Source organism: Nonomuraea soli, assembly GCF_013761175.1.
Taxonomy (GTDB): domain Bacteria; phylum Actinomycetota; class Actinomycetes; order Streptosporangiales; family Streptosporangiaceae; genus Nonomuraea; species Nonomuraea soli.
Map to the genome: position 1 here is coordinate 645539 of NZ_JACDUR010000007.1, position 24943 is coordinate 670481.

The window sequence follows — 24943 nt, forward strand, 5'->3', positions numbered from 1 at the left end:
CTCAGTCCAACAGGGCGAGCAGGTCGCGGTCGCCGCGTTCGCGGAGCCTGGCCTTCAGATCCGACAGGCTCACCGGGCCCGCCATCCCGATCCTCGTCGCGATCACCCTCGCCGCCTGGTCCAGCGTGCCCCCGGGAGCGGTGTAACCGACCAGGCGCAACGCCCTCGTGATCGGCTCCGCGCTGTCGGAGGCCACCGGCAGATGCCTGGCCCGCAGCACCCCCTCGTCCGACAACGTGAGGAACAGGTGGCCGCCCTCCTTGGCGCCGACATCCTGCAGCAACTTGCCGACCGACTCCAGCACCGGGCGGCCGTGCCAGCTCAGCGCCAGCTCACCCGCCGCACTGCGCACCGTACGGCTCTCACCGGGATTCAGGTTCAGGTAGGCAGCGAAACCGCTCGGCAGCGGGCACTCGCCACCCTGCAGCTGCTCGGCCGTGACATCCACCCGCAACCACCAGCGGCCGTCGGGCTGGCGGAAACAGCGCTTGGTCAGCGCCACGTCCTTCAACGGGCGGGCATCCTGCTGCTGCGGTGCCGGGGGCTGGAACGGCGGCGCCTGCGCCGGTTGCCGCGGCTGCGCCACCGTCAGCGTGGCCAGGACGAACTGCCAGGCCGGGACCTCCAGCGGACGCACCTCCAGGCGGTGCCAGTCGGCCACCTGGAGCAGCTGCTCCTTTGACGGCTTCTGGCCGACCGCGCGGCGCACCGAGTCGAGGTGCTCGCGGTACGGCGCCGCCTCCTGGCTGTCCAGCCACTGGCGCAGCCGGGCATGCAGATCGGCCTCCACGGCCTGCAGTTCGGCCGTGGGGACGGCGAACAGCTTGGCCAGCTGGTCCAGGGCCGAGGGGGCGTCGGTGAAGACGCGGTTCTGGGCGACGGCCCAGCTCTTGTCGTCGAGGCCGGCGAAGGCGGCTTCAACGAGCTCGTGCAGGTGGTGGGGGGCGCCCTCCGCGACGGCGGGGGGCTCCTCCACGGGGTCGTGGGGCGCCTCGACCACCTCGGCCACCACAGGCTCGTCGGGCTGGGGCTCGTCGCGCTCGTGTTCGGGCTTGTCGTGTTCGGAGTCGGGCTCGTGCTCGGCCTCGCGCTGCGGGGCCTCAGGCGCGTCGCCTGACCCGTCGGCGTGCTGGGCCTCGGGCTCGTGGCCAGGCTCGTCGGCGTGCTGCGCCTCGGCCTCGTCATGCTGGGCCCCGGGCTCGTCCGCCCGCCCGGCCTCACCGTCGTCTGCTACCGGCTCGGCGGCGTGCACGGCCTCTGCCCCCGGCTCAGACGCCTCCGCCGACTCGTGCCCCGCGTCAGCGGGCTCGTGTCCGGCGGCCACCGGCTCCGCGTCGGCGTCCGCAGACTCGTGCGCCGCCTCTGCGGGCCGATGTGCGGCATCCGCCGACGCGGGGGCCGCCTCCGGCTCCTCCGCCTCGCCCTCGGCCGCCTCGCCGCCGCCGGCGGTCGCCTGAGCGTCTGCCGCATGCTCAGCGTCGGCCACCGACTCGGACGCGCCGTTCTCGTTCACCGGTTCGGCCTCGTTCAGCGGCCCAGCCTCGCTCACCGACTTCGCCGCGCCGTCCTTCACCGGCTCGGCCGATGCCACCGGCTCGGCGGCCAGCGCCGCGTTCGCCGTCGGCTCCGGAGCACGGGCCGCCGCCTTGTCTCCCGCCTTCTGGCGCCCCGGCTCGGGGCGGACGAGTGGCTCGGGCTTTTCGATGAGCTGCGGCGGTGACAGGGGCCCCGCCGCCGGCGCCAGCCGTACCAGGGTGGCCGAGAACAACGTCGACAGCACCTGACGCGCCTGGATGAAGGGCTGGTCCATCAGCTCGCGGCTGGTCAGGTTGAGCAGTCCCGCCCATGACCCCGCCCGGTCGAGGGCGATGGCGACGTGGGGCTCGTCGGCCTCGTCGGGGTCGAGCACGTGCAGCGCGGGCAGTATGTCGCCCACGGCGGCGGCGGGCCAGTGCTCCAGGGCGATCTCCGTGAGCAGGTCGCCCAGCGGCTCGGGGCCGATCGCGGCCAGCACGCTGGGCATGGGCAGCGAACGCCACCAGGCGTCGGGCAGGCCGGGATGCGCGTTGAGCAGCGTGATAGCGGCCGCGTCGCTCCACCTCAACGGTGGTACGAGGTCACTCAGGCAGAAGTTCATCCCGTTCCGTTCACCAGCCCCTCACGCCGCCGTCGCGGCGCAGCCGTACTCTTGCGGCCTCCGGAACAGACCATAGTCCGGCAAAACACCCATGTGCATCATGGACTACGTATCAGCGTCGGACGGCGGCGAAGCGTAGGCGAACATAATCAGCCATCCATCCGGTCTCCCGGCGCAAGGCCGGTGCCGCGAGCTCATTGACTCGCCTCAGCAGCGGCTCGACCAGGTCCTTGGGCAGGCCTGCCAGGACGTTGGCGGCGAACATGCGCACCCAGTCGGCGGCACCGCCGGGGCATTCGTCAAGTGGCGTGGGACGGTCGAAGTATTCGAGAATGCGTACGACGAACCCGTTCCTCTCGAGCCGTGCCGCGTATTCGGCGGGGGTGGGGAAGTACCACGGGAGTTCGGGTTCCGGAAGGCCGTAATCCCGCCAGGCCGTCGACATGGCCGCGGTGAGTTCCGCGCAGTTGCCCGATCCGCCCATCTCGGCCACGAATCTGCCGCCGGGAACGAGCGCCTCCCTGACGTTCTCGATGACCGCGTCGGGGTCGCGGCTCATCCAGTGCAGCGCCGCGTTGGAGAAGACGGCGTCGTACGCCTGGGCGACGGTGAAGTCGTGGCCGTCGCCGATGATGAAGTCGATGCCGGGAAACTGCGCCAGCGCCTTCTCGATCATCACCGGCGAGCCGTCGATGCCGAGGACCTGCGCGCCTCTGCTGGTGATCTCCGCGGTCAGCACCCCCGTGCCGCATCCCAGGTCGAGCACCCTCTCGCCGGGTTGTGGGTCAAGCAGGTCGACCAGGGGCGCGCCCTTGGCCGAGACATAGCCGAAACTGCTGTCGTAGGCGCGACTGTTCCACCGCATCAAGCTCGGTGTGTCGTATCGCAAGACAATCAGCTCACATTCTGAGACGTCATTCCCCCTGTGCGCTCACTTTAGGGCGTGAATGTCTCTACGACATATCAGTCACTTCTGTGACTATGGTCATCATGGGAAAGCCCCCGGCCCGAAGCGGGCCAGGGGCTTTCGTCGTGAGCGAGTCAGCCGGCCACGGTGCTCCATCTGGCGCGCACGTAGGACTTGGCCGCGTCGGTCTGCGGGATGGTCAGCAGCACGGGCGGACCGGGGGCGACGGGCAGCTTGGCGGCCTGCTCGGTGTCGAGCGTGCCCCGCATGAGCATGGCCTCGGCGCGCACCGGCCGGGCGTAGCCCTTCTGCAGCAGGTTCTGCCCCTCGTCGGAGAAGAGGTACTCCTGCCAGAGCCGGGCCGAGGCCGGGTGCGGCGCGTTCTTGGCGATCGCCTGGACGTAGAAGGTTCCCAGGGCCGCGTCGCGCGGGATGGTGACCTTCCAGCTCTCGGGTGTCTTGGCGGCGCGGGCGGCGTTGACGTGGTCCCAGTCGATCACGACGTCGGCCGTTCGCGGGTCGGCCATTCTCCCCTTGAGCTGGGAGAACAGCTCGACGGCCTGGCTGGGCTGCGGCACCCCCGAGCGCAGTGAGGCCGCCATGAGGCCGTAGAAGCCCGCCGCGTCCTGGCGCGGGTCTCCGGCCAGCGCGACCGTGGCGCCCGGCTTGGTCAGGTCGGCGAAGGAGGCGGGTGTCGCCTTGGCCGGGTTGTAGCCGATCGACATGTAGCTGCCGTAGTTGGCGTACCAGGCGCCGTCGGGCTGCTTGACCTCGTCGGGCAGGTCCTGCCAGCCGGCGACCTTGTAGGGCGCGAACCGGGCGGCGTTGGCCACCGCCGTGTCCAGGCTGAGCTCGAAGCAGTCGGGTTTGGCGGTCGAGGCGAGCTGCCTGGCGCTGCTGGCGTCGGGTTCGAGCTCGTTGACCTTGATGCCGTACTTCTCGGAGAACGCGTCGATGATCTCGCCGTAGTTCACCCAGGAGCGGGGCAGGCCGATGAGGTTGAGCCCGCCCTCCTTGCGGGCGGTCTCGGCCAGCCGGTCGAGGGTGGTGAAACCCTCTTTCAGCGAGGCGGCCTGCACGTTGACGGGCGGGAGTGGCTGCTCGGGCACGGCTGTCTGGCCGCATCCGGCGAGCAGGAAGGCGGCCGCGCACATGAGGACGGCCTTGCTACTTTCAGTCACATTACGAATACTTACCGCTGACGAGGAGGAACGACCCTCGCCGCGAGCAGCGTGTCCTGCGGAATCTCCACCAAGGTGCCGTCATGTTTTCGTACGGTCAGCAGCCCGTCGTCCCACGATTCGAGAACGCCTACCGCGTCACGGAAGCCCTCTGGCACTCTTCTTCGTGTCGTCACCCGCGCGCCCACGTCGGCGGGCGTGATGGACACGACTAGCCGGGCAGCCATGGAGTTTTCGCCCCCCTCCGTTTCCGACAGTTGGCGGGCACGGCAATACTAGGGCGTAGCAAACCGCGGTCGAAGTCGTGAAGGAGTTCGGGGTGACCGAACGTAGTGAGGGCACCAATAAGCAGAGCACCTGGGGCAGTTGCCCGACGAAGGAGGGCAAGTGACCTACGTCATCGCGCAGCCTTGCGTGGACGTGCTTGACAAGGCGTGCATCGAGGAATGCCCCGTCGATTGCATCTACGAGGGCGAGCGCATGCTTTACATCCACCCCGACGAGTGTGTGGACTGCGGCGCATGCGAACCCGTGTGCCCGGTGGAGGCCATCTTCTACGAGGATGACCTGCCCGAGCAGTGGAAGGACTTCTACAAGGCCAACGTCGAGTTCTTCGACGACCTGGGCTCGCCGGGCGGTGCCTCGAAGGTCGGCAAGATCGACAAGGACCACCCTGTGGTCTCCGTCCTGCCCCCGCAGGCCGAGGAGCACTAACCTGGTTGGCGCGACAACGCCGGGCCGGTGCCTCCCGCTCCGCCCGGCGATGAGTGCTGCCATCGAGGAGAGCCGTGAACAACCTGCCTGACTTCCCGTGGGACAAGCTGGAGCCGCACAAGAGGCGCGCCCAGGAACATCCCGACGGGATCGTCGACCTGTCGGTGGGAACCCCCGTCGACCCGGTGCCGCAGGTGGTCCAGGAAGCTCTCGTGAAGGCGGCCGACAGCCCCGGCTACCCGCTCACCCACGGCACCAGGGAGTTGCGGGAGGCGGCCGCGGGCTGGCTGGCCCGCCGCCACGGCGTCAGCGTGGGCGAGCAGGCGGTGCTGCCGCTGATCGGCTCGAAGGAGTTCGTCGCCTGGCTGCCCACCTACCTGGGCGCCAAGCACGTCGCGCTGCCGGAGCTGGCCTACCCGACCTACGACGTGGGGGCCAGGCTGGCGGGCGCCAGGGCGAGCGCCACCGACGGGCTGGTGGCCCTCGGGCCCGAGCCGGTCGACCTGGTGTGGGTCAACTCCCCGTCGAACCCGACGGGCCGGGTGCTGCCCGCCGAGCACCTGCGCAAGGTCGTCGAGTGGGCGCGCGAGCGCGGTGCGGTCGTCGCCTCCGACGAGTGTTACATCGAGCTGGGCTGGGAGGCCGAGCCGATCTCGATCCTGCATCCCGACGTCTGCGGCGGCTCCCACGAGGGGCTGCTGGCGGTGCACTCCCTGTCGAAGCGCTCCAACCTGGCCGGCTACCGCGCCGGGTTCGTCACGGGCGATCCGGTGCTGGTCAAGCGCCTGCTGGAGATCCGCAAGCATGGCGGCATGATCATGCCAGCCCCGGTGCAGGCGGCGATGACGGCCGCGCTGGCCGACGACGCCCACGCCGAGGAGCAGCGGGAGCGTTACTCCGCCCGCCGTGCCGTGCTGCGTCCGGCCCTGGAGAAGGCGGGCTGGAGCATCGAGCACTCCGAGGCCGGGCTCTACTTCTGGGCGTCGAACGGCAGGGACTGCTGGACACAGGTGGCCGAACTTGCCGAAATCGGCATTTTGGCTGCACCGGGTGACTTCTACGGAACTGCTGGTAGCTCACATATCCGTATCGCTGTGACGGCGACGGACGAACGGATCAGTGCGGCGGTGCGCCGCCTCCAGTAAGATTCCCCGGCATGGGCGAGGTTGTCGAACGAACTGATCGGCGCAGCCTCGTCGCGCGCGGGGCGGTGATATGAGCGCATCTGCTTTGGTCGTGCTCGGCCTCAGTGTCGCCACCGTCATCCTGTTACTCGGCGCGTTCCTCGCCACCATGCGTCAGGGCCGCGACCGGCGGGCGGCCAGGCCCGCCCCGGCTCAGCCCGCGGCGCCCGTGCCCGCTCCCGTGGCCACGCCCACCTTCATCGACCCCCGCACCTTCCGCGTGGGCGATCGCATCGAGGTGCACGGCGCCCCCTGGCGGGTGCTCGGGGCGCTGCACGTGTCCTGGCAGGGCCAGCAGTGGACCGAGTACTTCATCGAAGACTCCCTGCGCCGCTACCAGTGGCTGTCGGTCGAGGTACGCCACGGCCTGGCCTCGGGCGACGCCCCCCACCTGGAAGTCCTGCTGTGGACGGAGGTCCCGACCCAGGGCATGGTGCCCGCCAAGAGCATGCTGATCATGGAGGGCGTCGAGTTCTTCCCCATCGAGCGGGGCACCGCCGCCTTCAAGGCCGAGGGCGAGGCCTCCGGTCACCCTGAGCGCGGCCTGCTCGACTTCGCCGACTACCGCGCGGCCGACGGCCGGTTGTTGTCCTTCAACCGCGTCCAGGGCTCGCAGTGGACCGCCGCCTACGCTCACCCGCTGCCTCCCGGCTCCGTCTCCCTGCTGGCGCGTGCTTCCTAGGCCGACCTGATGGAGTAGGCGAGGTTGCGGCACATCGTCGTGGAGTTGGCGATCCACAGGATCTTGAAGTCGTAGCCCTGGGCCGTGCGCGACTCGTGGTCGGCGCAGAACCTCGGGCTGGGCTTGTCCTCGGCGATGGCGCCGAAGTCGTCGAAGGGGTTGAGCTGCTTCTCCAGCAGGCAGATCGCGTCCTCGGCCAGTGCCTGCACGTCGCCCCGCACGACCGCGACCAGCCCGGTCGACCAGGTGTACTCCGGATCCCGGTAGACCGCGACCGCGAGGTGGTCGTTCTCGTAGGCGCAGTTGACCGCGTCGGCCGCCAGCAGGAACTTGCCGGCGAAGCTCTTGATCCCGGCGCGGAAGGTGGTCTTCACGGCCGAGTCGGGGATGTTCTGCACCGCCAGCCCCACGAGTCCGTTGACGTTGACGCACGGGTTGGTGGCGATGCGCTCCGCGTCGGCGGGCGACGGGAGCTGCGACCGGGTGATCGGCCCGGCCTTCGGGCAGAAGCTCTTCTTGGGCGCCTGGGCGGTCTTCTGGGGCTCGGCCGCCTCGGCCCGGTCTCCGGGGATCTGGAAGTCTTCGCAGGCGGCCAGCAGGCTCATGGACAGGAGGGCGACGAGCAGCACGATCAGCTTGGACACGAGGGTTCTCCGCATGGGATCAGCATGCGGAGGCGGATGATCGGCGGCTTGAGTACGCCCTACTCAACCTTCAGGACAGGGCGACCTCGTCGCGCCCGGCGCGGGAGTCGGAGGTCCAGGTCTCGGACTGGGGCGACCAGGTGGCTCCGTCGAAGCCGACCTTGCGCAGGCCGTACTTCTGGGCGTGGGCGACCGACCAGGTGGCGATGAGCCAGCCGCGCTTGACGCCCGCGGTAGCCGTACCGCCCAGGGCCTTGGTCAGGTCGCGCCTGGCCCGGTCGGCCTCGTAGGCGGTCGAGGTGGGCGACGGGCTCGCGCCGGCCGGGTAGGTGCAGTGGACCGCCTTGGGCACGCGGCCGGTGAAGGCGGCGGCCAGGATGCGGGCGTCCTCCTCGTGGTCGGCGTAGGCGTAGCCGCCCGCCGAGCGCTGGACGGCCTGGGCGGCGTCGGCGATGGGCAGCTTGCGGTAGTTCTTCACCTTGACCAGGGCGGCGAAGAACTTGTTGGTGGAGTAGACCGGGTCCATGATCTGCTTGGGCGTGCCCCAGCCCTGCGACGGGCGCTGCTGGAAGACCCCGAGCGAGTCGCGGTCGCCGTAGTCGAGGTTGTAGAGCTTCGACTCCTGGATGCCCGTGGCGTACGCGATGATCACGGCGCGCTCGGGCAGCTTGCGGCGCGCGGCGACCGCGGCGATGGTCGCGGAGATCTGTGCCTGCTCGACATCGAGTTCGAGCTCGCCGCGCGGGGTCGTGACGGTGCACTTGGCCTGCGGCTCCACGAACGGCTCGACCTTTTCCAGCAGCTTGAGCACGGCCACGCTGATGGCCACCGCGAGCACGACGACGATCACGATGATGACTACGACAGAGCGGGAGAAGTGCAGGCGCACTCTAAGTAACCTACCGCCGTCCGTGGCGAGGTGAGCCGGATAAGCTCGCTGGCCATGAAGGACAGCTACTCCAGCCCGCTCCCCGCGGCGATCGACGAGCTGTGGGAGCGCCGTGCGGAGCTCTCGCCGGGTGATGCGGAGGCCCGCAGGGTCGTGGTGGGCGCCGTCGACGAGCTCGACGCAGGCAAGGCCAGGGTGGCCAACGTCGGTGGCGACGGCGAGGTGGTCGTCGACGAGCGTGCCAAGCGGGCGATCCTGCTGGGCTTCCGCGTGCTCGGCATGGCCCGGTCGCAGGTGGGCGACTTCCAGCACCACGACAGGATCCCGCTGAAGTCGAGGTTCGAGGGCGTGCGGGTGGTGCCGGGCGCGATCGCCCGCTGGGGCTCGCATCTGGCCCCCGGCGTGGTGCTGATGCCGTCGTTCACCAATATCGGCGCCTACGTCGGCGAGAACACCCTGGTCGACACGTGGGTGACCGTGGGGTCGTGCGCGCAGGTGGGCAAGAACGTGCACCTGTCGGGCGGGGTGGGCCTCGGAGGGGTGCTGGAGCCGCCGAACGCCGTCCCGGTGGTCGTCGAGGACGACGCGCTGATCGGCAGCCGCTCGATGATCGTCGAGGGCGCCCGGGTCGGCAGGGGCGCCGTCGTGGGCGCGGGAACGATCCTGTCGGCGTCGATGCCGGTGATCGACGTGGAGACCGGCGAGGAGCTGAGCCGCGGCCGCATCCCCGACTGGTGCGTGGCGGTGAGCGGCACGCGGATGAAGGAGTTTCCCGGGGGCACGTACGGCCTGCCGGCGGTTCTCGTGCTCAAGCGCCTCGAACCAGGGCAGCGGCACGACAAGGCGGCGCTCAACGACGTGCTGCGCGAGCATGGGGTGAACGCATGACGATTCTTGATCTGTCGCAGGATGTCCGGCTGCTCACCGCGGCTCTCGTCGACATCGAGTCGGTCAGCGGCGACGAGAAGGCCATCGCCGACGCGGTCGAGGCCGCGCTCACCGCCCTGCCGCACCTGGCGGTGGAGCGTTCCGGCGAGACCGTGATCGCGCGCACGCGCCTGGGCAGGGACGAGCGGGTGCTGATCGCCGGGCACCTCGACACCGTCCCGGTGCACTCCAACCTGCCCAGCCGGGTCGAGGGCGGCCTGCTCTACGGCTGCGGCACCTCCGACATGAAGGCCGGGGTCGCGGTGGCGCTGCGCCTGGCCCACCTGATCAGGGAGCCGGTCAAGGACCTGACCTACGTCTTCTACGACTGCGAGGAGGTCGAGGCGGAGCGCAACGGGCTCAACCGGGTCGCCAGGCTGCATCCCGAGTGGCTGGCCGCCGACTTCGCGGTGCTCATGGAGCCGACCGACGGTGTCATCGAGGGCGGATGCCAGGGCACCATGCGCGCCGAGATCGCGGTGCCGGGCAAGCGGGCGCACAGCGCCAGGTCGTGGCTGGGTGTCAACGCCATCCATGGGATGGAGGCCGTGCTGGCCCGGCTCAACGCCTACGAGGCGCGCACGCCGGTCGTCGACGGGCTGCGCTACCACGAGGGCCTCAACGCCGTGTCGATCAGGGGCGGGGTCGCGGGCAACGTGATCCCCGACGAGTGCGTGGTCACCGTCAACTACCGTTTCGCCCCCGACCTGAGCGTGGAGCAGGCGCAGCAGCACGTGCTGGAGGTCTTCCAGGGCTTCGCGGTCACCTTCACCGATCTCGCGCCCGCGGCCAGGCCCGGTCTGACGCACCCGGTGGCGTCGGCCTTCGCCGCGGCCGTGGGCGGGCAGCCGCGGGCCAAGCTGGGCTGGACCGACGTGGCGCGCTTCTCCGAGCTGGGGATCCCCGCCGTCAACTACGGTCCCGGCGACCCGAATCTGGCCCATCAGAAGGACGAGTACGTCACCCTGTCCAAGATCGTCGAGGCCGAGGCGGCCATGCTCGATTGGCTCGCATAATGCGAAAGTGGCTTTCCTCGCCGGCCATTTGGCGGGGAAAGCCACTTTCAGTCCCGAGCAGCACCCTCGGTCCTTAGACGCGGGGGGTGCGAAATCTGGTTCCGCAGATTTTTCAAGATTTTTTAGAACGCCCCAAAAGGGCGCTCACCTGGGAATATAGTCGATCCATAGCGCCCTGTCCGATGCTCGGCACCGTGACGACCTTCGCCGACGTGCTCCGCGTGACCGAGTTTCGCGCCCTGTGGGTCTCAGGACTGATCTCCCGATTAGGTGACCAGCTCGCCAGAGTGGCTCTGGCCGTCCTGGCCTACGAGCTCACCCGGTCGGCCACGATCACCACCCTCACCTACGCCCTGACCTTCATCCCCAACCTGATCGGCGGCCCGCTGCTCGGCCACCTGGCCGACAGGTTCCCGCGCCGCCGCCTGATGATCGCCTGCGACCTGGCCCGCGCCCTGCTCGTCGGCCTCATGGCCGTGCCCGCCGTCCCGTTTCCCGTCCTGTGCGTGATGTTGTTCTTCACCACGCTCATCGACGCCCCCGAGCGCGCGGCGCGCATCGCCACCACCCCCGACGTGCTCGACGAGGAGCGTTACCAGACGGGCGTGACCTTGCTGGGGCTCACCCAGCAGGTGACGGTCCTGGTCGGCCTGGGCTTCGGGGGCCTGATCGCCACCGCGCTGCCCACCCGCGTGGCCCTGCTGGCCAACGCGGTGTCCTTCCTCGTCGCCGCGCTGATCGTGGCGGTGGGCACCAAGGACCGCCCGGCCGCGAGCACCGGCAGGGTCGTCGCGCCGGGCGAGCTGCTGGCCGGGGTGCGCATCGTGATGGGTGACACGCGGCTGCGCACGCTGCTGGGCATGGCGATGCTGGCCCTGTTCTACATCGCGCCTGAAGGGCTCGCGGTGCCGTACAACGACCAGCTCGGCGGCGGCGGGCCGCAACTGGCGCTGCTGCTGTGCGCGATCCCCGCCGGGAGCGTCGTCGGCATGTACCTGGTCAACAAGCTGCGGGTGGGCGTCGACGCGCTCGCGCCGCTCGCGGCGGCGTCGTCGGTGCCGCTGATCCTCTGCGCCCTGCAGCCCGGCGTGGTGGCGTCGGTCGTCATCTGGTTCGTGGTCGGCGCGCTCGCCTCCTACCAGGTGCTGGCCAACGGGGAGTACGTGCGGGTCGCGCCCAAGGAGCGCCGCGGCCAGGTGATCGGTGTCGCGCAGTCGGCCCTGGTGGCCTCCCAGGGGCTGGGCGTGCTGTTCAGCGGGCCGCTCGCCGACGCCTTCGGCCCGGCCGCCGCCATCGGCGTGTACGGCGTGGCGGGCACGGTCATCGCGGTGCCGCTCGCCCTCGCGTGGCGGCGCGCCCGGATGGGTAGCGTTGGCCCATGAAAAAGTCACGCCCCGAGCGCCGGCAGGGCCAGGCCGTGGTCCGCGGCAGTCTGGTACCCGAATCCACCCATGATCAGCGCCTGCTCGACCGCCAGGGTCCGGCCGACTGGGTGCACATGGATCCGTGGCGGGTGCTGCGCATCCAGGCGGAGTTCGTCGAGGGCTTCGGACAGCTCGCCGAGCTTCCCCCCGCCGTGTCGGTCTTCGGCTCCGCCAGGACCAAGCCCGACTCCGAAGAGTACAAACTCGCCCGCGACCTGGGCGAGGCGCTGGCCAGGGCCGGCTATGCGGTGATCACCGGCGGTGGTCCCGGCATCATGGAGGCGGGCAACAAGGGCGCGGTCGACGCGGGCGGCATCTCCGTCGGCCTCGGCATCGAGCTGCCCTTCGAGCAGAGCATGAACGAGTACGTCGACCTCGGCATCGAGTTCCGCTACTTCTTCGTGCGCAAGACCATGTTCGTGAAGTACTCCTGCGGCTTCATCGCGCTGCCCGGCGGTTTCGGCACGCTCGACGAGCTGTTCGAGGCGCTGACGCTGGTCCAGACGCGCAAGGTGACCTCCTTCCCCGTGGTGCTCATGGGCACCGCGTTCTGGGGCGGCATGGTCGACTGGATCAAGAACTCCCTGCTCGGCTCCGGCAAGATCGCCGAGCAGGACCTCGACCTGTTCACCGTGACCGATGACGTGGACGAGGCGGTGCGGATCATCGTGGAGGCCGATCGGGCCAGGTCGAAGCAGCGGCAGGAAGAGCTGGAGGCCGTCGCGCAGCACTCGGCGGAGCCCCAATAGTCTGGCTTTGTGAATATCTGCGTCTATTGCGCCTCGAGTCAGAAGATCGACCCCAAATATCTGGATCTGGCCGCCGAAGTCGGAACGCGGATCGCCGAACGCGGGCACATCCTGGTGAGCGGGGGAGCGACCGTCGGGTGCATGGGCGCGGTGACGTCGGCGGCACGGGCCGCGGGCGGGCGGACCGTGGGCATCATCCCGCAGGCGCTGGTCGACATCGAGGTCGCCGACAACGACTCCGACGAGCTGGTGATCACCACGGACATGCGCGAGCGCAAGGGACTCATGGACGCCCGCTCCGACGCCTTCCTGGTGCTGCCGGGCGGGATCGGCACCCTCGAGGAGCTCTTCGAGATCTGGACCGCCCGGGTGCTCGGGCTGCACGACCGCCCGCTGGTGATCCTCGACCCGTGGGGGCTGTTCCAGCCGCTGCGCGATCTGGTCGAGCAGCTCTACGAGGCCGGGTTCACCAGAGCCGACGTCTTCGACGCGATCTCCTGGACCACCACGGTCGACGAGGCCTTCGACCGGCTCGAAGGCCGGACCGTGCACCTCTCGCCGAGCCCCGAGGAACTCGGCGAGGCGGTCATCTGACGACCGGGAGGCGGCTCAGCTCGACGCCGAAGTGCTCGCGGTAGGCGGGAAGGAGCTCCGCCTCGGCGAGCACCTTCTCCGCGCGCTCGCCGTACGAGGTGGTGATCAGCTTGTCGCCGCTGAGCGTGACGCGCCCCTCGAGAGTGCGCAGCGAGCAGACCGCCGACCTGGTGAAGTGGGAGTCGGGCGAGGTCGACTGCCACCAGGCCGTCGGGACGAAGTCGGCCAGCTCGTAGGCCCGCTCCGTCAGGCGGTAGGCGGGCCTGCCGTTGTGCAGCACGTCGAGGTCGCCGTGATCGGCGGCGCGGATCTGGAAGACGCCCGCACCGTCGGACTGCTCGCCGCGCTCGTCGAGGCGGAGCGGCGCGTCGGCGAAGTCGCCGAACCCCACGTCGACCAGCCACGGCTCGTCGAGATCGACGCGCAGGGCCAGGTGGTCGAAGAGCGGGCCGAGTCGGTCGCCGCCGTACACCCTGGCCGCCAGCAGCGTCACCCGGTGGCCCAGCCCGGTGAGCAGCTCCGCGAACAGGCCGTTCAGCTCGTAACAGAACCCGCCGCGCCGCTGACCGACCACTTTGCCGAAGAGCGCCTCCGAAGTGAGCACGATCGGCTCGCCCAGGTGGATGCTGAGATTCTCGAACGGGACCGTGGTCAGGTGGGCGTACTGCAGGGCCCGCGGCGACAGGTCGCCGGAACGGTCGACGCCGATGCGCGCGAGGTAGGCGGAGATCTCGGATTCGTTCATGCCAGCCCCCGCCGCGTGAGCGCCGGGGGCCGCCTGCCCGCCAGGCAGTCGGTCATCTCCACGGCCAGACCTACCTGATCGGTATGTTCCGTGACGAAAATCGTGGCGCCGTGCCAGCGGAAGACGGAGGCGGCGGCCAGCGCGGCATCGAGCTGGCCGGGCAGCCTGACCAGCGCCGTCCTGCCTTCGGCGGACAGCCTGGCGGCCTCGGAGGGGGTGTGCGCCTGGACCCAGTCGGGCTCCCATGGCGCGCCGGGTGTCACGAGTGCGGGACTCATGTCTCGATCGTACGAGTACGATGCCAATGTGCTGGTCGTACTCGCCATCGCCGCCGCCGCCGTCCTGGTCTGCGTGGTGCTGGTCTCCCTGGGCAAGGGCGGTGAGCTGACCGAGTTCCCGCCCGACATTCCCCCGCTTGAGCTGCCCGAACCCGGTCAGCTGTCGGCCGTCGATTTCATGGCGTTGCAGCTGCCGGTGAACCTGGTCGGGTATCACACGCAGTCGGTCGACGAGACGCTGCGCCGCGCGGCCAACGCCATCAGCGCGCGCGACACCCGCATCGCCGTGCTGGAGCAGCGAGTCTCCGAGCTGCTGTCCAGCAGGCTGCAGGCGCGGCAGGAGGTGCACGCCGGGCCGGGCGACGGCCTGCGCACCCAGCACGAGCCGCGCCCGTCGGACGCGCCGCTGGTCCTGTCGGAGGCGGAACCCGCCGTCCGCGGGCTCGGCATCGAGCCGTACGGCAGGCACGCGAGCGAGGCCGATCCCGAGACGAGCACCGAGGCCGAGCCGGCGGGGCCCGACGAAGACGCCACGGTCGACTCCGAGGGCGAGGCCCGGGACGAGCCCCAGGGCACGCCGGGCGGTGCGGCCGTCTCCGACGCCCGGTCGGCGGGTAAGAGCCGCTGGGACGACGAGCCCGACAGCGACCACCCGGGCCCCGACACGGCCGCCACGGACACCGTCGGCGAGCACGACGAGCGGGTGAGCGCAGAGGACCGCCGGTGACGGAGGTCGTCCGCTGCACCTGGGGCACGATGACCCCGCTCTACACCGCCTACCACGACGAGGAGTGGGGCCGCCCGGTCCGCGGCGACGACCGGGTCTTCGAACGGGTCTGCCTGGAAGCCTTCCAGTCGGGCCTGTCGTGGCTGACCATCCTGCGCAAGCGGGAGAACTTCCGCCAGGCCTTCGACGGCTTCGAGATCCCCAAGGTCGCCGCCTACACCGAGCACGACGTCGAGCGCCTGATGGCCGACGTGGGGATCGTCCGCAACCGGGCCAAGATCGAGGCGGCCATCACCAACGCCAGGGCGGCGCAGCGTCTCGAAGAAGGCCTGTCCGCCCTGGTCTGGAAATATCACGACCCCGATTCGCCCGTGCCCAAGAGCATGGCCGACGTGCCCGCCATCACCCCGGCCTCCAAGGCGCTGGCCAAGGAGCTGAAGCGCCACGGCTTCGCCTTCGTCGGTCCCACCACCGCCTACGCGCTCATGCAGGCGATCGGCCTGGTCAACGACCACATCGCCGACTGCGTCACCCGAGCGGGATCGTGACGGAGACGCCGTCGGGGTAGGTGACCACGACGGCGTCGGCGTCGCGGGTGACGGTGACGGCCTCGCGGAGCGCGGCCGGGTGCACGGTGTCGCCCGACAGCACGACGAGCGACACGTGCAGGCCGGGGGAGTCTCCCGACAGGCACGGCACGGCCGAGTGGGGGCCGAAGGCGTTGCACTCCACGTTGCGGACCACCTCGGCGTGCTGCCAGCCGTACAGCCCGATGATCGCGGAGGTGAGCCCGTCGGTCCGCCTGGCCATCGCCCAGCCGGGGCCGGACTCCACCGCGGGCGCCGACGCGTCCGCGACGGCGTAGCCGCCTTCCCGCACGGTCACGGCCTCGCCCGCGCCGGTGACGTGGTGCACCCTGATCTCCCAGGCGCCCCTGACCGACGAGTGGCTGGTGACGGTGCCCAGCGGGGTGACCGAGCGCGACGACGACGCCGACAGGCGTTCGATCGTTCCCCTGGCGGCCGGCTTCGTGCCGTCGAGCAGGGCGAGGTGGTTGTCGACCTCCTCCACCCTGGCGTGCTCGCCCGCCTCGGGCGCGGTCCGCGTCGAGTAGGCGAGTTTGGCGTAGTGAGGGTCGCTCACCTCGCCGTGGTCGCTGCCGTGGTTCAGCAGGCGCACGATGCCGTCGTGCCGGGTGCCGTGCAGGGTCCAGCCGACGGTGGGGATCTCGGCGACGACGTCGCCGTGGTCGATCGGCAGCCCTTCCTCCCGCGCGGTCCACACCGGGTGGTCGGCGGGCAGCAACAACCCCAGGAACCCCTTCGACGCCCAGTACGGCGAGGCGGGCCCCGAGTAGGGCTGGGTCGAGGGCAGGAAGGTGTCGTACCAGCCGAGTGAGAGCAGCCCGCGGGAGTCGGGCACGCCGCGCTCCACGAAGTGGCGCATCACCGAGGAGGCGAGTTTGCGGGTCTGCCCGGGAGCCAGCGGGGTGGCGTCGGCCAGCGCCCCCATCCAGACGGGGGCGAGCGAGGCGAAGCGGTAGCAAAGGGAGCGCCCCTGGTGCACGGGCGCGCCGTCGGAGCCGAAGAAATGCTGATAAGTCTGGAGAAAGGTGCTTAGCCGCTCCCGGTAGACCTGCCCCGCCTCCCCGGCCATCCTCGCCCACAACAGCGGATACAGGTGCAGCGCCCACCCGCAGTAGTAGTCGAAGTTGCGCGACCCGCCGTCGGTGTACCATCCGTCCCCGACGTACCAGTCCTCGATCCTGGCCAGCCCCCTGTCGATCTCCTCCTGCTTGTACGGCCCGCCGACCGACTTGAGGAACTCCTCGGTGACCGTCTGGAAGAGCATCCAGTTGTTGTCCCAGGTGCGCTTGCCCACGAAGCCGCCGAGCCAGTCGACGACCCGCTCCTGGGTGCGCGGCGGCAGCCGGTCCCACAACCAGGCGCGTGACTCGTGGAGCCCGACGGCGATGGAGGCCGCCTCCACCAGCTGCTGGGAGCAGTCGGTCAGCTCCGGCCAGACTCCCTCGACCCCGGCGGCCAGTCCTGCCGCGTACCTCTCGGCCAGCGCGTCGGGCGCGCCGCCGCCCGCGATGCGGAAGGCCGCCAGGAGGAAGGTCCTGGCGTACCCCTCCAGCCCGTCGAGCGCCACCCCCGACCAGCTCGCCCGTCCGGGCAGGCCGTAGCGCGAGAAGTCAGGGGAGGCGTACGGCACGACCGAATCCAGCAGGTGGTCGGCCACCGTCTCCCAGTGCGCGCGGGTCCATCCGGTGCGGGAGGAGAGCACACGGTCGGTGGGTGGCAGCTGCACGGCGGGGGCTCCTAGAGGTGAGGTGGGACGGTGAGGTGGGCGGTGTGCGTATGCCCGCGCGAGCCCGCCAGGTCGACGGTGATCGCCGGGCGGCGCCCGGTCCGCACGGTGACCGTGTCGTCGGCGCTGACCAGGCCGAGCGCCGGGTGGTCGAGGGTGATCGTCACCGTGGCGACGGTCCTGCCGGGGTCGGACACGGCCACGCGGACGTGCTCGCCCTCGCGGCTCACGAGCACGGCGCAGGGCGCGTCGGCGGTGACGCCGCCGGCCGTACCCGGGCTCCAGAAGTTCGCCCCGACCAGCCCGCCCGCGCGCACGGCCTGCGCCTGCGCGGTGTTGGCCAGCACCTGCGCGCCCCGCCAGCGCCTGGTCCCGTGCGGGGTGGCGCCGGGCAGGACCGCGTAGGCATACGAAGCGCCCGCGGGGGAGACCCCGTGGTCGTACCAGAGCGTCACATACTCCCTCGTGACCGGATCGGTCGTCCCGCCCGTGGAGACGCCGTCGTCGATGGCCCGCCAGTGGTCCGTACGGCTCTCGCGCAGCGACCTCACCGGCTCCCGGTCCAGGAAGGCGTAGCCGCCCACCCCCTCCAGATGTGCCCAGCCCTCCTCCAGCACCAGCGTGCCCGACGTGCCGCGGTTCTCCACCACGGTCTCGATCGTGCGCCCGTCGGTGCTGGTGATCCCGGCGCCCAGGCAGACGATCGCGTCGTCGAGGAAGAACCACGACTTCCTGGCCCGCAGCGTGCAGCCCATGGCCATCAGGTCGAGCCCGGCCAAGCCGTGGTCGTCGAGCACGACGCCGCCCGCCCAGGCGTTGCCGGGGCCGAAGGTGCCGGTGCCGCCCGAGGAGACGGCCGGAGTGCGGGGCCTGGTGTCCACGGTGGTGCCCGGCAGCCGGTAGGAGTCGACGGTCGGCCAGTAGTCGCGGGTGTAGTGGTCCTGGTCGAGGTAGAGGTAGAGCACGCCGTCGCCCTGGTACCAGCCCCGGTAGTTCTCGCCGTTGCCGCACTCGTAGCCCGCGATGCGCCTGGACGACAGGCTGAGCGCCGCCGACCAGCCGGCCCGCCGGTGGACCACCCGGTCCATGTCGGCGAAGACGCGGTGCGTGACCGGCCGGGGAGCGGGCCGCGCGGTGAGGGCCGCGGCCCTGGCGGTGGCGGCCACCCCGGCGTGTTCGAGGAAGCTCCCGCGCTCGATCCAGCCCGCGCACAGCTCGCGGAAGCGGGTGGCGTACGGCTCGGGCGCGCCGTCGGCCAGCAGCAGCACGGAGCCGATCGTGTCGGCGCCGACGTGCTGGTCGCGGCCGAACTGCCGGGAGACGCCCCGACCACGCACGCTGTCCATCATCAGCCCGTCGTGGATCCAGGGAGCGTAGGTGCGCTCGATCGAGTCGAGCACGACGTTCACCTTCGGGTCGGTGACCGCCCAGCTCGATCCGGCGAGCAGGGCGAGGATCGTGCTGACCGAGCCGAGCAGCACGACGCCGTAGGAACCGGTGTAGGCGATGTCGTCGTGCTGGACGAACGAGCCGTCCTCGTAGTAGCCGTCGCCCCTGGTGACGTAGCCGAACAGGCTGTGCTTCCCGCCGTCGCGCAGGCTCGACAGGCCGTCGCGGGCCAGCGCGAGCCGGTCGGGGCTGCGGCCCACGATGCCGCGCAGGGCCACGATGAGCGCCTTGTCGGCGCGGTTGGCCCCGGTCTCGGCGAAGTCGTTCAGGTTGGTGCGCCGGTCGGCGTCGGGACAGAAGCGGTCGACCGCCCGGATCCAGGCCGCCCGCTGCTCGGGGGTGATCAGGTCGTGCAGCAGCACGCAGGTGTCCATCAGCGCTTTGGGCGCGCCGATCTCCCAGTGCCACCAGTTGCCCAGCTCCCGCTTGGACTCGTTGTAGGCGTGGCCGTACAGGAAGTCGAGCCCGTCCAGGACGAGCCCGGCCAGGCCGGCGTCGCCGTACTGGGTGGTGCCTGGGGTGGCCCAGGCGGCGGCGAGCGTGCGCAGCCGGGTGTAGCTGGAGGCGATGTCGCCGGAGACGCCGGTCAGCGGCAGGTCGGGCCACAGGTGTGTACGGTTCGCGGCGGTGACGAGCGTGCGCCTCAGGCCCGCTGCCGACTGGCCGAGCCGCGCCAGGGGAGCGGCGAAGGCGGGGTCGGCGGCGTCGAAGGCCCCGCCGGTGATGAGCGCCGCCGCCCTGGCACGCAGCGTGTCGAACTCGGTCTGCGCGCTCGCCCCGGCCGGGATCAGCGGGAGCAGCAACGTTCCCGCGCCGAGGCCGAAAGCGGTGCGCCTGGTCACTCTCATGCGCTCTCGCTCAGGGTGGCGGGGTCGGAGTCCGGTGCCGGCAGGCCGAGGGCGGCGACGGCGTCGAGCCATTCGGCCGTCAGCGGCGCGCCCCAGCGCTGCCAGAAGGCACGCAGGTCGCGTCCGGCGATCCTGGAGGTGTAGACGGCCAGGTAGCCCCAGCGCCTGGCGCTTTCCGTCCAGTCCGACGGCGGGTTCTCGAGCCGCACCACCTGGTGCAGGCGCGGCCAGAAGTCGTCGCCGAAGGCGAGCTCCAGCTGGCGGAAGGGGACCAGCTTCTCGAAGGCGCCGAGCTTGGTGAAGTCGGCGGCGGGCAGCTTGGCCAGGCCGCTCTCGTAGGGCGTCAGGCCGGTCCTGGCGTCGGGCCTGGTGAGGTTCGACTGCTGGCCGAGGGCCCGCTGGGCGGCCAGGGCGTAGATGTTGACGGTGACCTCGGTGAGGTCGGTGGGCTTGTAGGCCATCTGCTGATGCTGGTGGCCGAGCTCGTGGTAGACGCCCCAGCCGCGGGTGCGCAGGCCTTCCACGGACAGCAGCCGGTCGAGGTAGGTGCGCGGGTAGGCGGTCCAGCCGTGGGTGGCGTAGGCGCCCGCGCCGGTGGGCATGCGCGGCGCCTCCACCAGGTGGAAGGGGAGCGGGCTGCGCTCGCCGGCTCGCAGGCCGGAGATCGCGGCGTGCGAGGCGATGATCGTCTCCAGCAGCTCCAGGTGCGCGGTGCGGTCCTCGCCGCGCCAGGCCAGCATGCCCTCGCGGGTGACGGTGACGATGGCATGGCGGGAGACGAGCTCCACCTGCGGGGCGTCGGTCAGGGTGTCGAGCTGGGCCTGGAACTGCTCGGCCGTGGTCCTGCCGAGCTCGAAGACGGGCGCCATGACGCCGCCGGACAGGAACTTGACGCGGGCACGCTGGCCGTGGCCGATCATCTTCAGGTAGACCATGCCGCCGCCCGGGTCCTGCACGGTGTTCTCGCCGGCGACAAGCGGATAGGCGCGCGGCTGCTTGTAGGTCACGTCCTGGTGGGTGTCGGGCGCGCCGACGTGCAGCGTCGGCAGCAGCCCGTCGGGGGCCTCCACCCGCAGGGTCAGCGGCGTTGCGGCGGGCAGGTGCACGCCGGTGGGGTGGAAGTCGGTGGTGCCCAGCGCCTGCTGCAGGCGCAGCCGCTCGCTCTCGGCGGCCACCCTGGCCCGGAGCACGACGGTGCGCCGCGCGGGATCGGCCAGGGCGGGTACGGCGGGCACCGCGAGGGCGGCGGCTCCCGCCAGGCCGGTGACGGTGAGGAAACGGCGGCGGTTCAGCTCGAGATTCATGGCGAGAGCATGAAAACGCTTACTATCGAACGTCAAGACCTTGCTATTTCTTTCTAGACGTTTCTATCAGCGACCTGCGCGTTTTCTCCCGGAGGCCGCCGCAAGCGCCTTCTTCGCGGAGGGTGCTCCGACCGACTGGCGCACCACGATGCTGGTGCCGACCCGAGTCGTGGTGCGCACCGGCGACAGGTAGTCGCTGCCGTCGGCGACGCCCAGCGCGAGCTGGACGGCCTGGCGTCCCATCTCCTCCAGCGGGATGCGCACGGTGGTCAGCTGCGGCCGCAACTCCTGGGCCAGGGGCACGTCGTCGTAGCCGGCCACCGAGATGTCGGCGGGCACCGACAGTCCCGCCGCCTCGATCGCCTGCATCGCCCCGGCGGCCACGTTGTCGTTGGCCGCGAAGATCGCGGTGAACCCGGGCCCCTCGGCGAGCAGCTCCCTGGTCCGCTCGTAGCCGAACCGGCGGCTGAGCGGCCCAGGACTGATCAGGCTCTCGTCGTACGGCAGGCCGCGCAGCTCCAGGGCGCGCCGGTGCCCGGCCAGGCGGGCGATCGTGGTGGAGAACAGCGAGGGCCCGCCGAGGAACAACACCCGCCGGTGTCCCTGGGTGATGAGGTAGTCGGTGATGGCGAACGCGCCGCCCTCGTTGTCGTACTCCACGACCTTCGTCGGCGCGTCGTCGCCCACTCCGGGACGCCCGCACAACACCAGCGTGGAGCCGCTGGCATGCAGCGCCCTGGCCCGCTTGGCCACCTGGGCGGCATAGGCGCGGTCCTCGTAGGCGCCGCCGACCAGGATGACCGCGTCGGCCCGCTGCTCGTGGAGCAGGTCGATGAGCGCCAGCTCCTGCTCGTGGCTGCCGTGCGTGCAGCAGACCAGGCAGAGCCTGCCCTGGGCGGTGGCCTCGCGCTCGACGCCCCTGGCGATGTAGGCGTAGAACGGGTCGATCAGGTCGTTGATGATGATCGCGACCGTGCGGTTGGTCGCGCCGGCCAGGGCGCGGGCGTGGGCGTTGGCGACGTAGCCGAGCTCGCTGATGGCCGCTTCGACCCTGGCCCGCGTCGACTCGGCGACCGGGTAGTTGCGGTTGATCACGCGCGAGACGGTCGCGCTGGACACCCCGGCCAGCCTGGCCACGTCGGCGATGGTCGCCTCGCTCATCTTGCCTCCTCGTCCCTCACGCTATTCTGCCGAGTTCGTCGGCATGGATCTCGTGCCGCAGCGGTGCTCCGGAACAGTAGCGGGCCACCTCGCGCAGCGCGGAGTCCGCCAGCCTGGCCAGTTCGTTGCCCTGCGCCCCCGCCAGATGCGGCGTGACGAAGACGTTGGACAGGCCGAAGAAGGCGTGTCCGGCCGGGAGCGGCTCCGGGTCGGTGACGTCGAGCACGGCGTCGAGCCGCCCGGCCGTCACCTCGGCGACCAGGGCGTCGTGGTCGATCAGCGATCCCCTGGCGGTGTTGACCACCACCGCGCCGTCGGGCAGCAGCGCCAGCCGTTCCTTGTCGAGCATGCCGGCGGTCCGCGGGGTCTCTGGCGCGTGCAGGCTCACCACGTGGGAGCGGCGCAGCAGCTCGTCGAGCTCCACGACGCGGGCGCCGAGCCCGGCGATCTCGACCGGGTCGGCGTACGGATCGTAGACCAGCAGGTCGGCGTCCAGGCCCCGCAGGAGCGCGAGGACCCGCCTGCCGATCCGCGAGGCGCCCACCAGGCCGATGGTGATCCCGTGGGTGCCCAGCCACGGCATGCCGGAGAAGTCCCGCTTGGTTCCGCTGGTGCGGTAGCGCTCGGCCATGGTGAAGGCGCGCTTGGCGCCGAAGACGATCGCGGCGAAGGTGAACTCGGCGACCGGGACGGCGTTGGCGTCGGCGGCGCTGGAGACCCTGACGCCGCGCCCGAACACCGACGGATCGACGAAGGTCTTCACGGTGCCGGCGGCGTGCGAGATGAAGCGCAGCCGCGGCGCCCTGGCCAGCAGCCTGTCGTCGACCGCCGGTGCGCCCCAGCCGGTGACCAGCACCTCGGCGTCGGCCAGCGGGGCGCTGTCGGGGCCCGTGACCACCTCCTGGTGCAGGTCCACCAGATCGGCCAGGCGTCCGAGCGCCTCCGTCCCGAAGACCGAGTCCCGCACCCCCGCTCCCATGGCCAGCGCCGCTCGCGGCCGCCGGGGCCCGGCGGGCGCCCTGTCTTCCTGCACGTCGTGCTCCCCGATAGTAAGCGCGTTCTATGGATGAAGCGGCACGCTAGGGGGATTCCGATGTCCCGTCAAGCGCCTGTCCATGGAAAACGCCGGATCGGCACATCGGATTGTGAGCAGGGTCTTGACGAAACTAGAAACCGCTTACTACGGTCCTCGCCAACTGGAAGGACCACGCATGACGATTTCCCCTCCGCGGACCGCCCCGGTGGTGGCGCCTGCCGTACCGGAGAAGAAAGCCCGGCCGCCGCTGCACCGCAGGATCTGGCGCGACCGGGTCATGCTCATGCTCGCCCTGCCGGGACTGCTGTACTTCCTGGTCTTCCACTACGCGCCGCTGTTCGGCTACGTCGTGGCCTTCCAGGACTACCAGCCCTACCTGGGCTACCTGAACAGCCCGTGGGTGGGCCTGCAGAACTTCGCGACCGTCTTCTCCGACTCCAGGTTCTGGGACTCGATCGTCAACACCCTGCAGATCACCGTCACCCAGCTCGTGCTGTTCTTCCCCGCCCCGATCGCGCTGGCGCTGCTGCTGCACAGCGTGATGAGCGAGAAGATCCGCAGATTCGTGCAGAGCGTGGTCTACCTGCCGCACTTCATCGGCTGGGTGATCATCGTCTCGATCTTCCAGCAGATCCTCGGCGGCGCGGGTGTCCTGCCCGACCTCCTGGCCGGGGTCGGGCTGCCGCGCTGGGACATGATGACCGACCCCGACACCTTCCCGCTGCTGGTCACCCTGCAGCTGCTGTGGAAGGACGCCGGCTGGGGAACGATCATCTTCCTGGCCGCGCTGCTCTCCATCAACCAGGAGCTCTACGAGGCCGCGGCGATGGACGGCGCGGGCCGGTGGCGGCGCCTGTGGCACGTCACGCTGCCCGGCATCACCCCGATCGTCATCCTGCTGCTCATCCTCAACCTCGGCAGCATCCTGTCGGTCGGCTTCGAGCAGATCCTGCTGCAGCGCGACGCGGTCGGCGCCGAGGCGGGCGAGGTGCTCGACACCTTCATCTACCACTACGGCGTGCGCGACGGTCAGTGGGGCGCGGCGGCGGCGGTCGGCCTGTTCAAGGCGGTCGTCGGCGCGGCCCTGGTACTCGGCGCCAACAAGGTCGCCCACCTGCTGGGCCACGAGGGGGTGTACCGCGGTGCCGCGAAGTGAACGTCCCGCGTGGATGGAGAAGCCCAGCACGCCCGGCCTGGTCGCCAAGGGCGCGGTGCTGCTCGGCGTCACCCTCCTGGTGATCTACCCGTTCGTCGGCGTGCTCGGCACGAGCCTGTCGGACGAGGTGCAGATCGCGCGCAGCGGCGGCTTCGTCCTGCTGCCCACCGACCCCACCTTCGACGCCTACCGTGCGATCTTCGACGGCGGCACGGTCACCCGCGCCCTGCTGATCAGCGTCCTGGTCACCGCCGCCGGCACCCTGGCCAGCGTGTGCGCCACCATCGGCATGGCGTACGGCCTGAGCCGCCGCGAGGTCACCGGCTCCCGGATCATCCTGATGGTCGCCCTGTTCACCATGCTCTTCAACCCGGGCATCATCGCCAACTTCCTGCTGGTCAAGGAGCTCGGGCTGCTCAACACCTTCGGAGCCCTCGTCCTGCCGAGCCTGGTCAGCGCCTTCAACCTGGTCGTGCTGCGCTCGTTCTTCATGGGCCTGCCGGGCGAGCTCCTGGAGAGCGCCCGCATGGACGGGGCGGGAGACCTGCGCATCCTGGTCCGCATCGTGCTGCCGCTGTCGAAGGCGGTGCTGGCCGTCGTCTCCCTCTTCTACGCCGTCGCCTACTGGAACGCCTTCTTCAACGCCCTGCTCTACCTCGACGACACCGAGAAGTGGCCGCTGCCGCTCATCCTGCGCAGCTTCGTGCTGCAGGGACGGACGCTCGAGAGCATCGCGTCGTCGGAGGCGCCCGCGCCCGTCCAGGCGATCCAGATGGCGGTGCTCGTCGTCGCCATCGTCCCGATCCTCCTCGTCTACCCCTTCCTCCAGCGCTACTTCACCAAGGGCGTTCTCACCGGCGCCATCAAGGGTTAAGGAC

The 24943-nt window shown here is 70.6% G+C and carries 25 protein-coding genes; 12 read left to right on the top strand and 13 right to left on the bottom strand.

From position 1 onward, the window contains the following. Position 1: 1 nt before the first annotated feature. The 4 genes from HNR30_RS35595 to HNR30_RS50775 all read right to left on the bottom strand — a co-directional run bounded on the left by HNR30_RS35595 (position 2) and on the right by HNR30_RS50775 (position 4452). Positions 2–2104, bottom strand: coding sequence for an ICP22 family protein (locus HNR30_RS35595; protein WP_181614482.1), 2103 nt, complete (start codon positions 2102–2104; stop codon positions 2–4). Between the two features lie 145 nt (positions 2105–2249). Continuing rightward, positions 2250–3002 (bottom strand): class I SAM-dependent methyltransferase, encoded by a 753-nt coding sequence (locus HNR30_RS35600; RefSeq protein ID WP_181614483.1) that lies wholly within the window; start codon positions 3000–3002, stop codon positions 2250–2252. Between the two features lie 176 nt (positions 3003–3178). Continuing rightward, positions 3179–4225 (bottom strand): ABC transporter substrate-binding protein, encoded by a 1047-nt coding sequence (locus HNR30_RS35605; RefSeq protein WP_312894867.1) that lies wholly within the window; start codon positions 4223–4225, stop codon positions 3179–3181. A gap of 11 nt (positions 4226–4236) precedes the next feature. Further along, positions 4237–4452, bottom strand: a complete 216-nt coding sequence (locus HNR30_RS50775) for a putative acetyltransferase (RefSeq protein WP_246379906.1) — start codon at positions 4450–4452, stop codon at positions 4237–4239. A gap of 160 nt (positions 4453–4612) precedes the next feature. Between HNR30_RS50775 and fdxA the strand changes: the two genes are divergently transcribed. The 3 genes from fdxA (at position 4613) to HNR30_RS35620 (ending at position 6805) form a co-directional block, all read left to right on the top strand. After that, positions 4613–4939 (top strand): ferredoxin, encoded by a 327-nt coding sequence (gene fdxA / locus HNR30_RS35610; RefSeq protein ID WP_181614484.1) that lies wholly within the window; start codon positions 4613–4615, stop codon positions 4937–4939. Positions 4940–5013: 74 nt separating this feature from the next. Then, positions 5014–6084 (top strand): succinyldiaminopimelate transaminase, encoded by a 1071-nt coding sequence (gene dapC / locus HNR30_RS35615; RefSeq protein ID WP_181614485.1) that lies wholly within the window; start codon positions 5014–5016, stop codon positions 6082–6084. Between the two features lie 91 nt (positions 6085–6175). Next, on the top strand, positions 6176–6805 hold the full coding sequence (locus HNR30_RS35620; protein WP_312894868.1) for a DUF4178 domain-containing protein: 630 nt from the start codon (positions 6176–6178) through the stop codon (positions 6803–6805). Here the strand turns inward: HNR30_RS35620 and HNR30_RS35625 are convergent. Then, entirely contained in the window at positions 6802–7464 is a 663-nt protein-coding gene (locus tag HNR30_RS35625; protein WP_181614487.1) for a hypothetical protein, read from the bottom strand. The two genes, HNR30_RS35620 and HNR30_RS35625, sit on opposite strands and share 4 nt — an antisense overlap. 55 nt (positions 7465–7519) lie before the next feature. Next, a complete protein-coding gene (locus tag HNR30_RS35630; protein WP_312894869.1) occupies positions 7520–8338 on the bottom strand; it encodes a hypothetical protein in 819 nt (272 codons plus the stop codon). Positions 8339–8392: 54 nt separating this feature from the next. Between HNR30_RS35630 and HNR30_RS35635 the strand changes: the two genes are divergently transcribed. From HNR30_RS35635 to HNR30_RS35655, 5 genes are all read left to right on the top strand, one after another. Next, on the top strand, positions 8393–9226 hold the full coding sequence (locus tag HNR30_RS35635) for a 2,3,4,5-tetrahydropyridine-2,6-dicarboxylate N-succinyltransferase (protein WP_181614488.1): 834 nt from the start codon (positions 8393–8395) through the stop codon (positions 9224–9226). A 2-nt stretch (positions 9227–9228) separates the two neighbouring features. Further along, a complete protein-coding gene (gene dapE, locus HNR30_RS35640; protein WP_181614648.1) occupies positions 9229–10281 on the top strand; it encodes a succinyl-diaminopimelate desuccinylase in 1053 nt (350 codons plus the stop codon). Between the two features lie 194 nt (positions 10282–10475). Beyond that, positions 10476–11663, top strand: coding sequence for an MFS transporter (locus HNR30_RS35645; RefSeq protein WP_181614489.1), 1188 nt, complete (start codon positions 10476–10478; stop codon positions 11661–11663). After that, positions 11660–12454, top strand: a complete 795-nt coding sequence (locus tag HNR30_RS35650; RefSeq protein WP_181614490.1) for an LOG family protein — start codon at positions 11660–11662, stop codon at positions 12452–12454. The genes HNR30_RS35645 and HNR30_RS35650 overlap by 4 nt, the downstream gene beginning before the upstream one ends. Before the next feature lie 9 nt (positions 12455–12463). Further along, the gene (locus HNR30_RS35655) at positions 12464–13048 is read left to right on the top strand and encodes an LOG family protein (RefSeq protein WP_181614491.1); all 585 of its coding nucleotides are present in this window, start codon (positions 12464–12466) and stop codon (positions 13046–13048) included. Here HNR30_RS35655 and HNR30_RS35660 read toward each other — a convergent pair. Both HNR30_RS35660 and HNR30_RS35665 read right to left on the bottom strand, forming a co-directional pair. After that, positions 13041–13793 carry an arylamine N-acetyltransferase family protein gene (locus HNR30_RS35660; protein ID WP_181614492.1) on the bottom strand — a complete coding sequence of 251 codons (753 nt, stop codon included), beginning with the start codon at positions 13791–13793 and terminating at the stop codon, positions 13041–13043. The genes HNR30_RS35655 and HNR30_RS35660 overlap by 8 nt on opposite strands. Beyond that, a complete protein-coding gene (locus HNR30_RS35665; RefSeq protein WP_181614493.1) occupies positions 13790–14071 on the bottom strand; it encodes a hypothetical protein in 282 nt (93 codons plus the stop codon). Before HNR30_RS35665 ends, HNR30_RS35660 begins: the two co-directional genes overlap by 4 nt. Before the next feature lie 28 nt (positions 14072–14099). Here HNR30_RS35665 and HNR30_RS35670 point away from each other — a divergent pair, with 28 nt between their 5' ends. Both HNR30_RS35670 and HNR30_RS35675 read left to right on the top strand, forming a co-directional pair. Continuing rightward, on the top strand, positions 14100–14798 hold the full coding sequence (locus tag HNR30_RS35670) for a hypothetical protein (RefSeq protein WP_181614494.1): 699 nt from the start codon (positions 14100–14102) through the stop codon (positions 14796–14798). After that, positions 14795–15346 (top strand): DNA-3-methyladenine glycosylase I, encoded by a 552-nt coding sequence (locus HNR30_RS35675; RefSeq protein WP_181614495.1) that lies wholly within the window; start codon positions 14795–14797, stop codon positions 15344–15346. The genes HNR30_RS35670 and HNR30_RS35675 overlap by 4 nt, the downstream gene beginning before the upstream one ends. On the opposite strand, the gene HNR30_RS35680 is transcribed toward HNR30_RS35675, so the two are convergent. From HNR30_RS35680 to HNR30_RS35700, 5 genes are all read right to left on the bottom strand, one after another. After that, positions 15327–17111 (bottom strand): DUF2264 domain-containing protein, encoded by a 1785-nt coding sequence (locus HNR30_RS35680; RefSeq protein WP_181614496.1) that lies wholly within the window; start codon positions 17109–17111, stop codon positions 15327–15329. The two genes, HNR30_RS35675 and HNR30_RS35680, sit on opposite strands and share 20 nt — an antisense overlap. A gap of 11 nt (positions 17112–17122) precedes the next feature. Further along, positions 17123–19408: a polysaccharide lyase 8 family protein gene (locus HNR30_RS35685; protein ID WP_181614497.1), complete on the bottom strand. Its 2286-nt coding sequence runs from the start codon at positions 19406–19408 to the stop codon at positions 17123–17125. Beyond that, positions 19405–20712, bottom strand: a complete 1308-nt coding sequence (locus tag HNR30_RS35690) for a M60 family metallopeptidase (protein ID WP_181614498.1) — start codon at positions 20710–20712, stop codon at positions 19405–19407. The genes HNR30_RS35685 and HNR30_RS35690 overlap by 4 nt, the downstream gene beginning before the upstream one ends. A 66-nt stretch (positions 20713–20778) precedes the next feature. Beyond that, positions 20779–21873 (bottom strand): LacI family DNA-binding transcriptional regulator, encoded by a 1095-nt coding sequence (locus HNR30_RS35695; protein WP_181614499.1) that lies wholly within the window; start codon positions 21871–21873, stop codon positions 20779–20781. Positions 21874–21889: 16 nt separating this feature from the next. After that, positions 21890–22906 (bottom strand): hydroxyacid dehydrogenase, encoded by a 1017-nt coding sequence (locus tag HNR30_RS35700; RefSeq protein ID WP_220134332.1) that lies wholly within the window; start codon positions 22904–22906, stop codon positions 21890–21892. Between the two features lie 178 nt (positions 22907–23084). On the opposite strand from HNR30_RS35700, the gene HNR30_RS35705 reads away from it, so the two are divergent. Further along, positions 23085–24065, top strand: coding sequence for an ABC transporter permease (locus tag HNR30_RS35705; protein ID WP_220134333.1), 981 nt, complete (start codon positions 23085–23087; stop codon positions 24063–24065). A gap of 13 nt (positions 24066–24078) precedes the next feature. Beyond that, complete coding sequence (locus HNR30_RS35710) at positions 24079–24939, top strand: carbohydrate ABC transporter permease (protein ID WP_181614500.1); 861 nt, start codon at positions 24079–24081, stop codon at positions 24937–24939. Positions 24940–24943: the final 4 nt, after the last annotated feature.

Bases quoted from the DNA above. Each gene is read 5' to 3' on its own strand.
- HNR30_RS35705 (WP_220134333.1), top strand. From the start codon at position 23,085: ATGACGATTTCCCCTCCGCGGACCGCCCCGGTGGTGGCGCCTGCCGTA.
- HNR30_RS35660 (WP_181614492.1), bottom strand. From the start codon at position 13,793: ATGAACGAATCCGAGATCTCCGCCTACCTCGCGCGCATCGGCGTCGAC.
- HNR30_RS35635 (WP_181614488.1), top strand. From the start codon at position 8,393: ATGAAGGACAGCTACTCCAGCCCGCTCCCCGCGGCGATCGACGAGCTG.
- HNR30_RS35665 (WP_181614493.1), bottom strand. From the start codon at position 14,071: ATGAGTCCCGCACTCGTGACACCCGGCGCGCCATGGGAGCCCGACTGG.
- HNR30_RS35710 (WP_181614500.1), top strand. From the start codon at position 24,079: ATGGAGAAGCCCAGCACGCCCGGCCTGGTCGCCAAGGGCGCGGTGCTG.
- HNR30_RS35650 (WP_181614490.1), top strand. From the start codon at position 11,660: ATGAAAAAGTCACGCCCCGAGCGCCGGCAGGGCCAGGCCGTGGTCCGC.
- HNR30_RS50775 (WP_246379906.1), bottom strand. From the start codon at position 4,452: ATGGCTGCCCGGCTAGTCGTGTCCATCACGCCCGCCGACGTGGGCGCG.
- HNR30_RS35690 (WP_181614498.1), bottom strand. From the start codon at position 20,712: ATGAATCTCGAGCTGAACCGCCGCCGTTTCCTCACCGTCACCGGCCTG.
- HNR30_RS35625 (WP_181614487.1), bottom strand. From the start codon at position 7,464: ATGCGGAGAACCCTCGTGTCCAAGCTGATCGTGCTGCTCGTCGCCCTC.
- HNR30_RS35695 (WP_181614499.1), bottom strand. From the start codon at position 21,873: ATGAGCGAGGCGACCATCGCCGACGTGGCCAGGCTGGCCGGGGTGTCC.
- HNR30_RS35685 (WP_181614497.1), bottom strand. From the start codon at position 19,408: ATGAGAGTGACCAGGCGCACCGCTTTCGGCCTCGGCGCGGGAACGTTG.
- HNR30_RS35600 (WP_181614483.1), bottom strand. From the start codon at position 3,002: ATGCGGTGGAACAGTCGCGCCTACGACAGCAGTTTCGGCTATGTCTCG.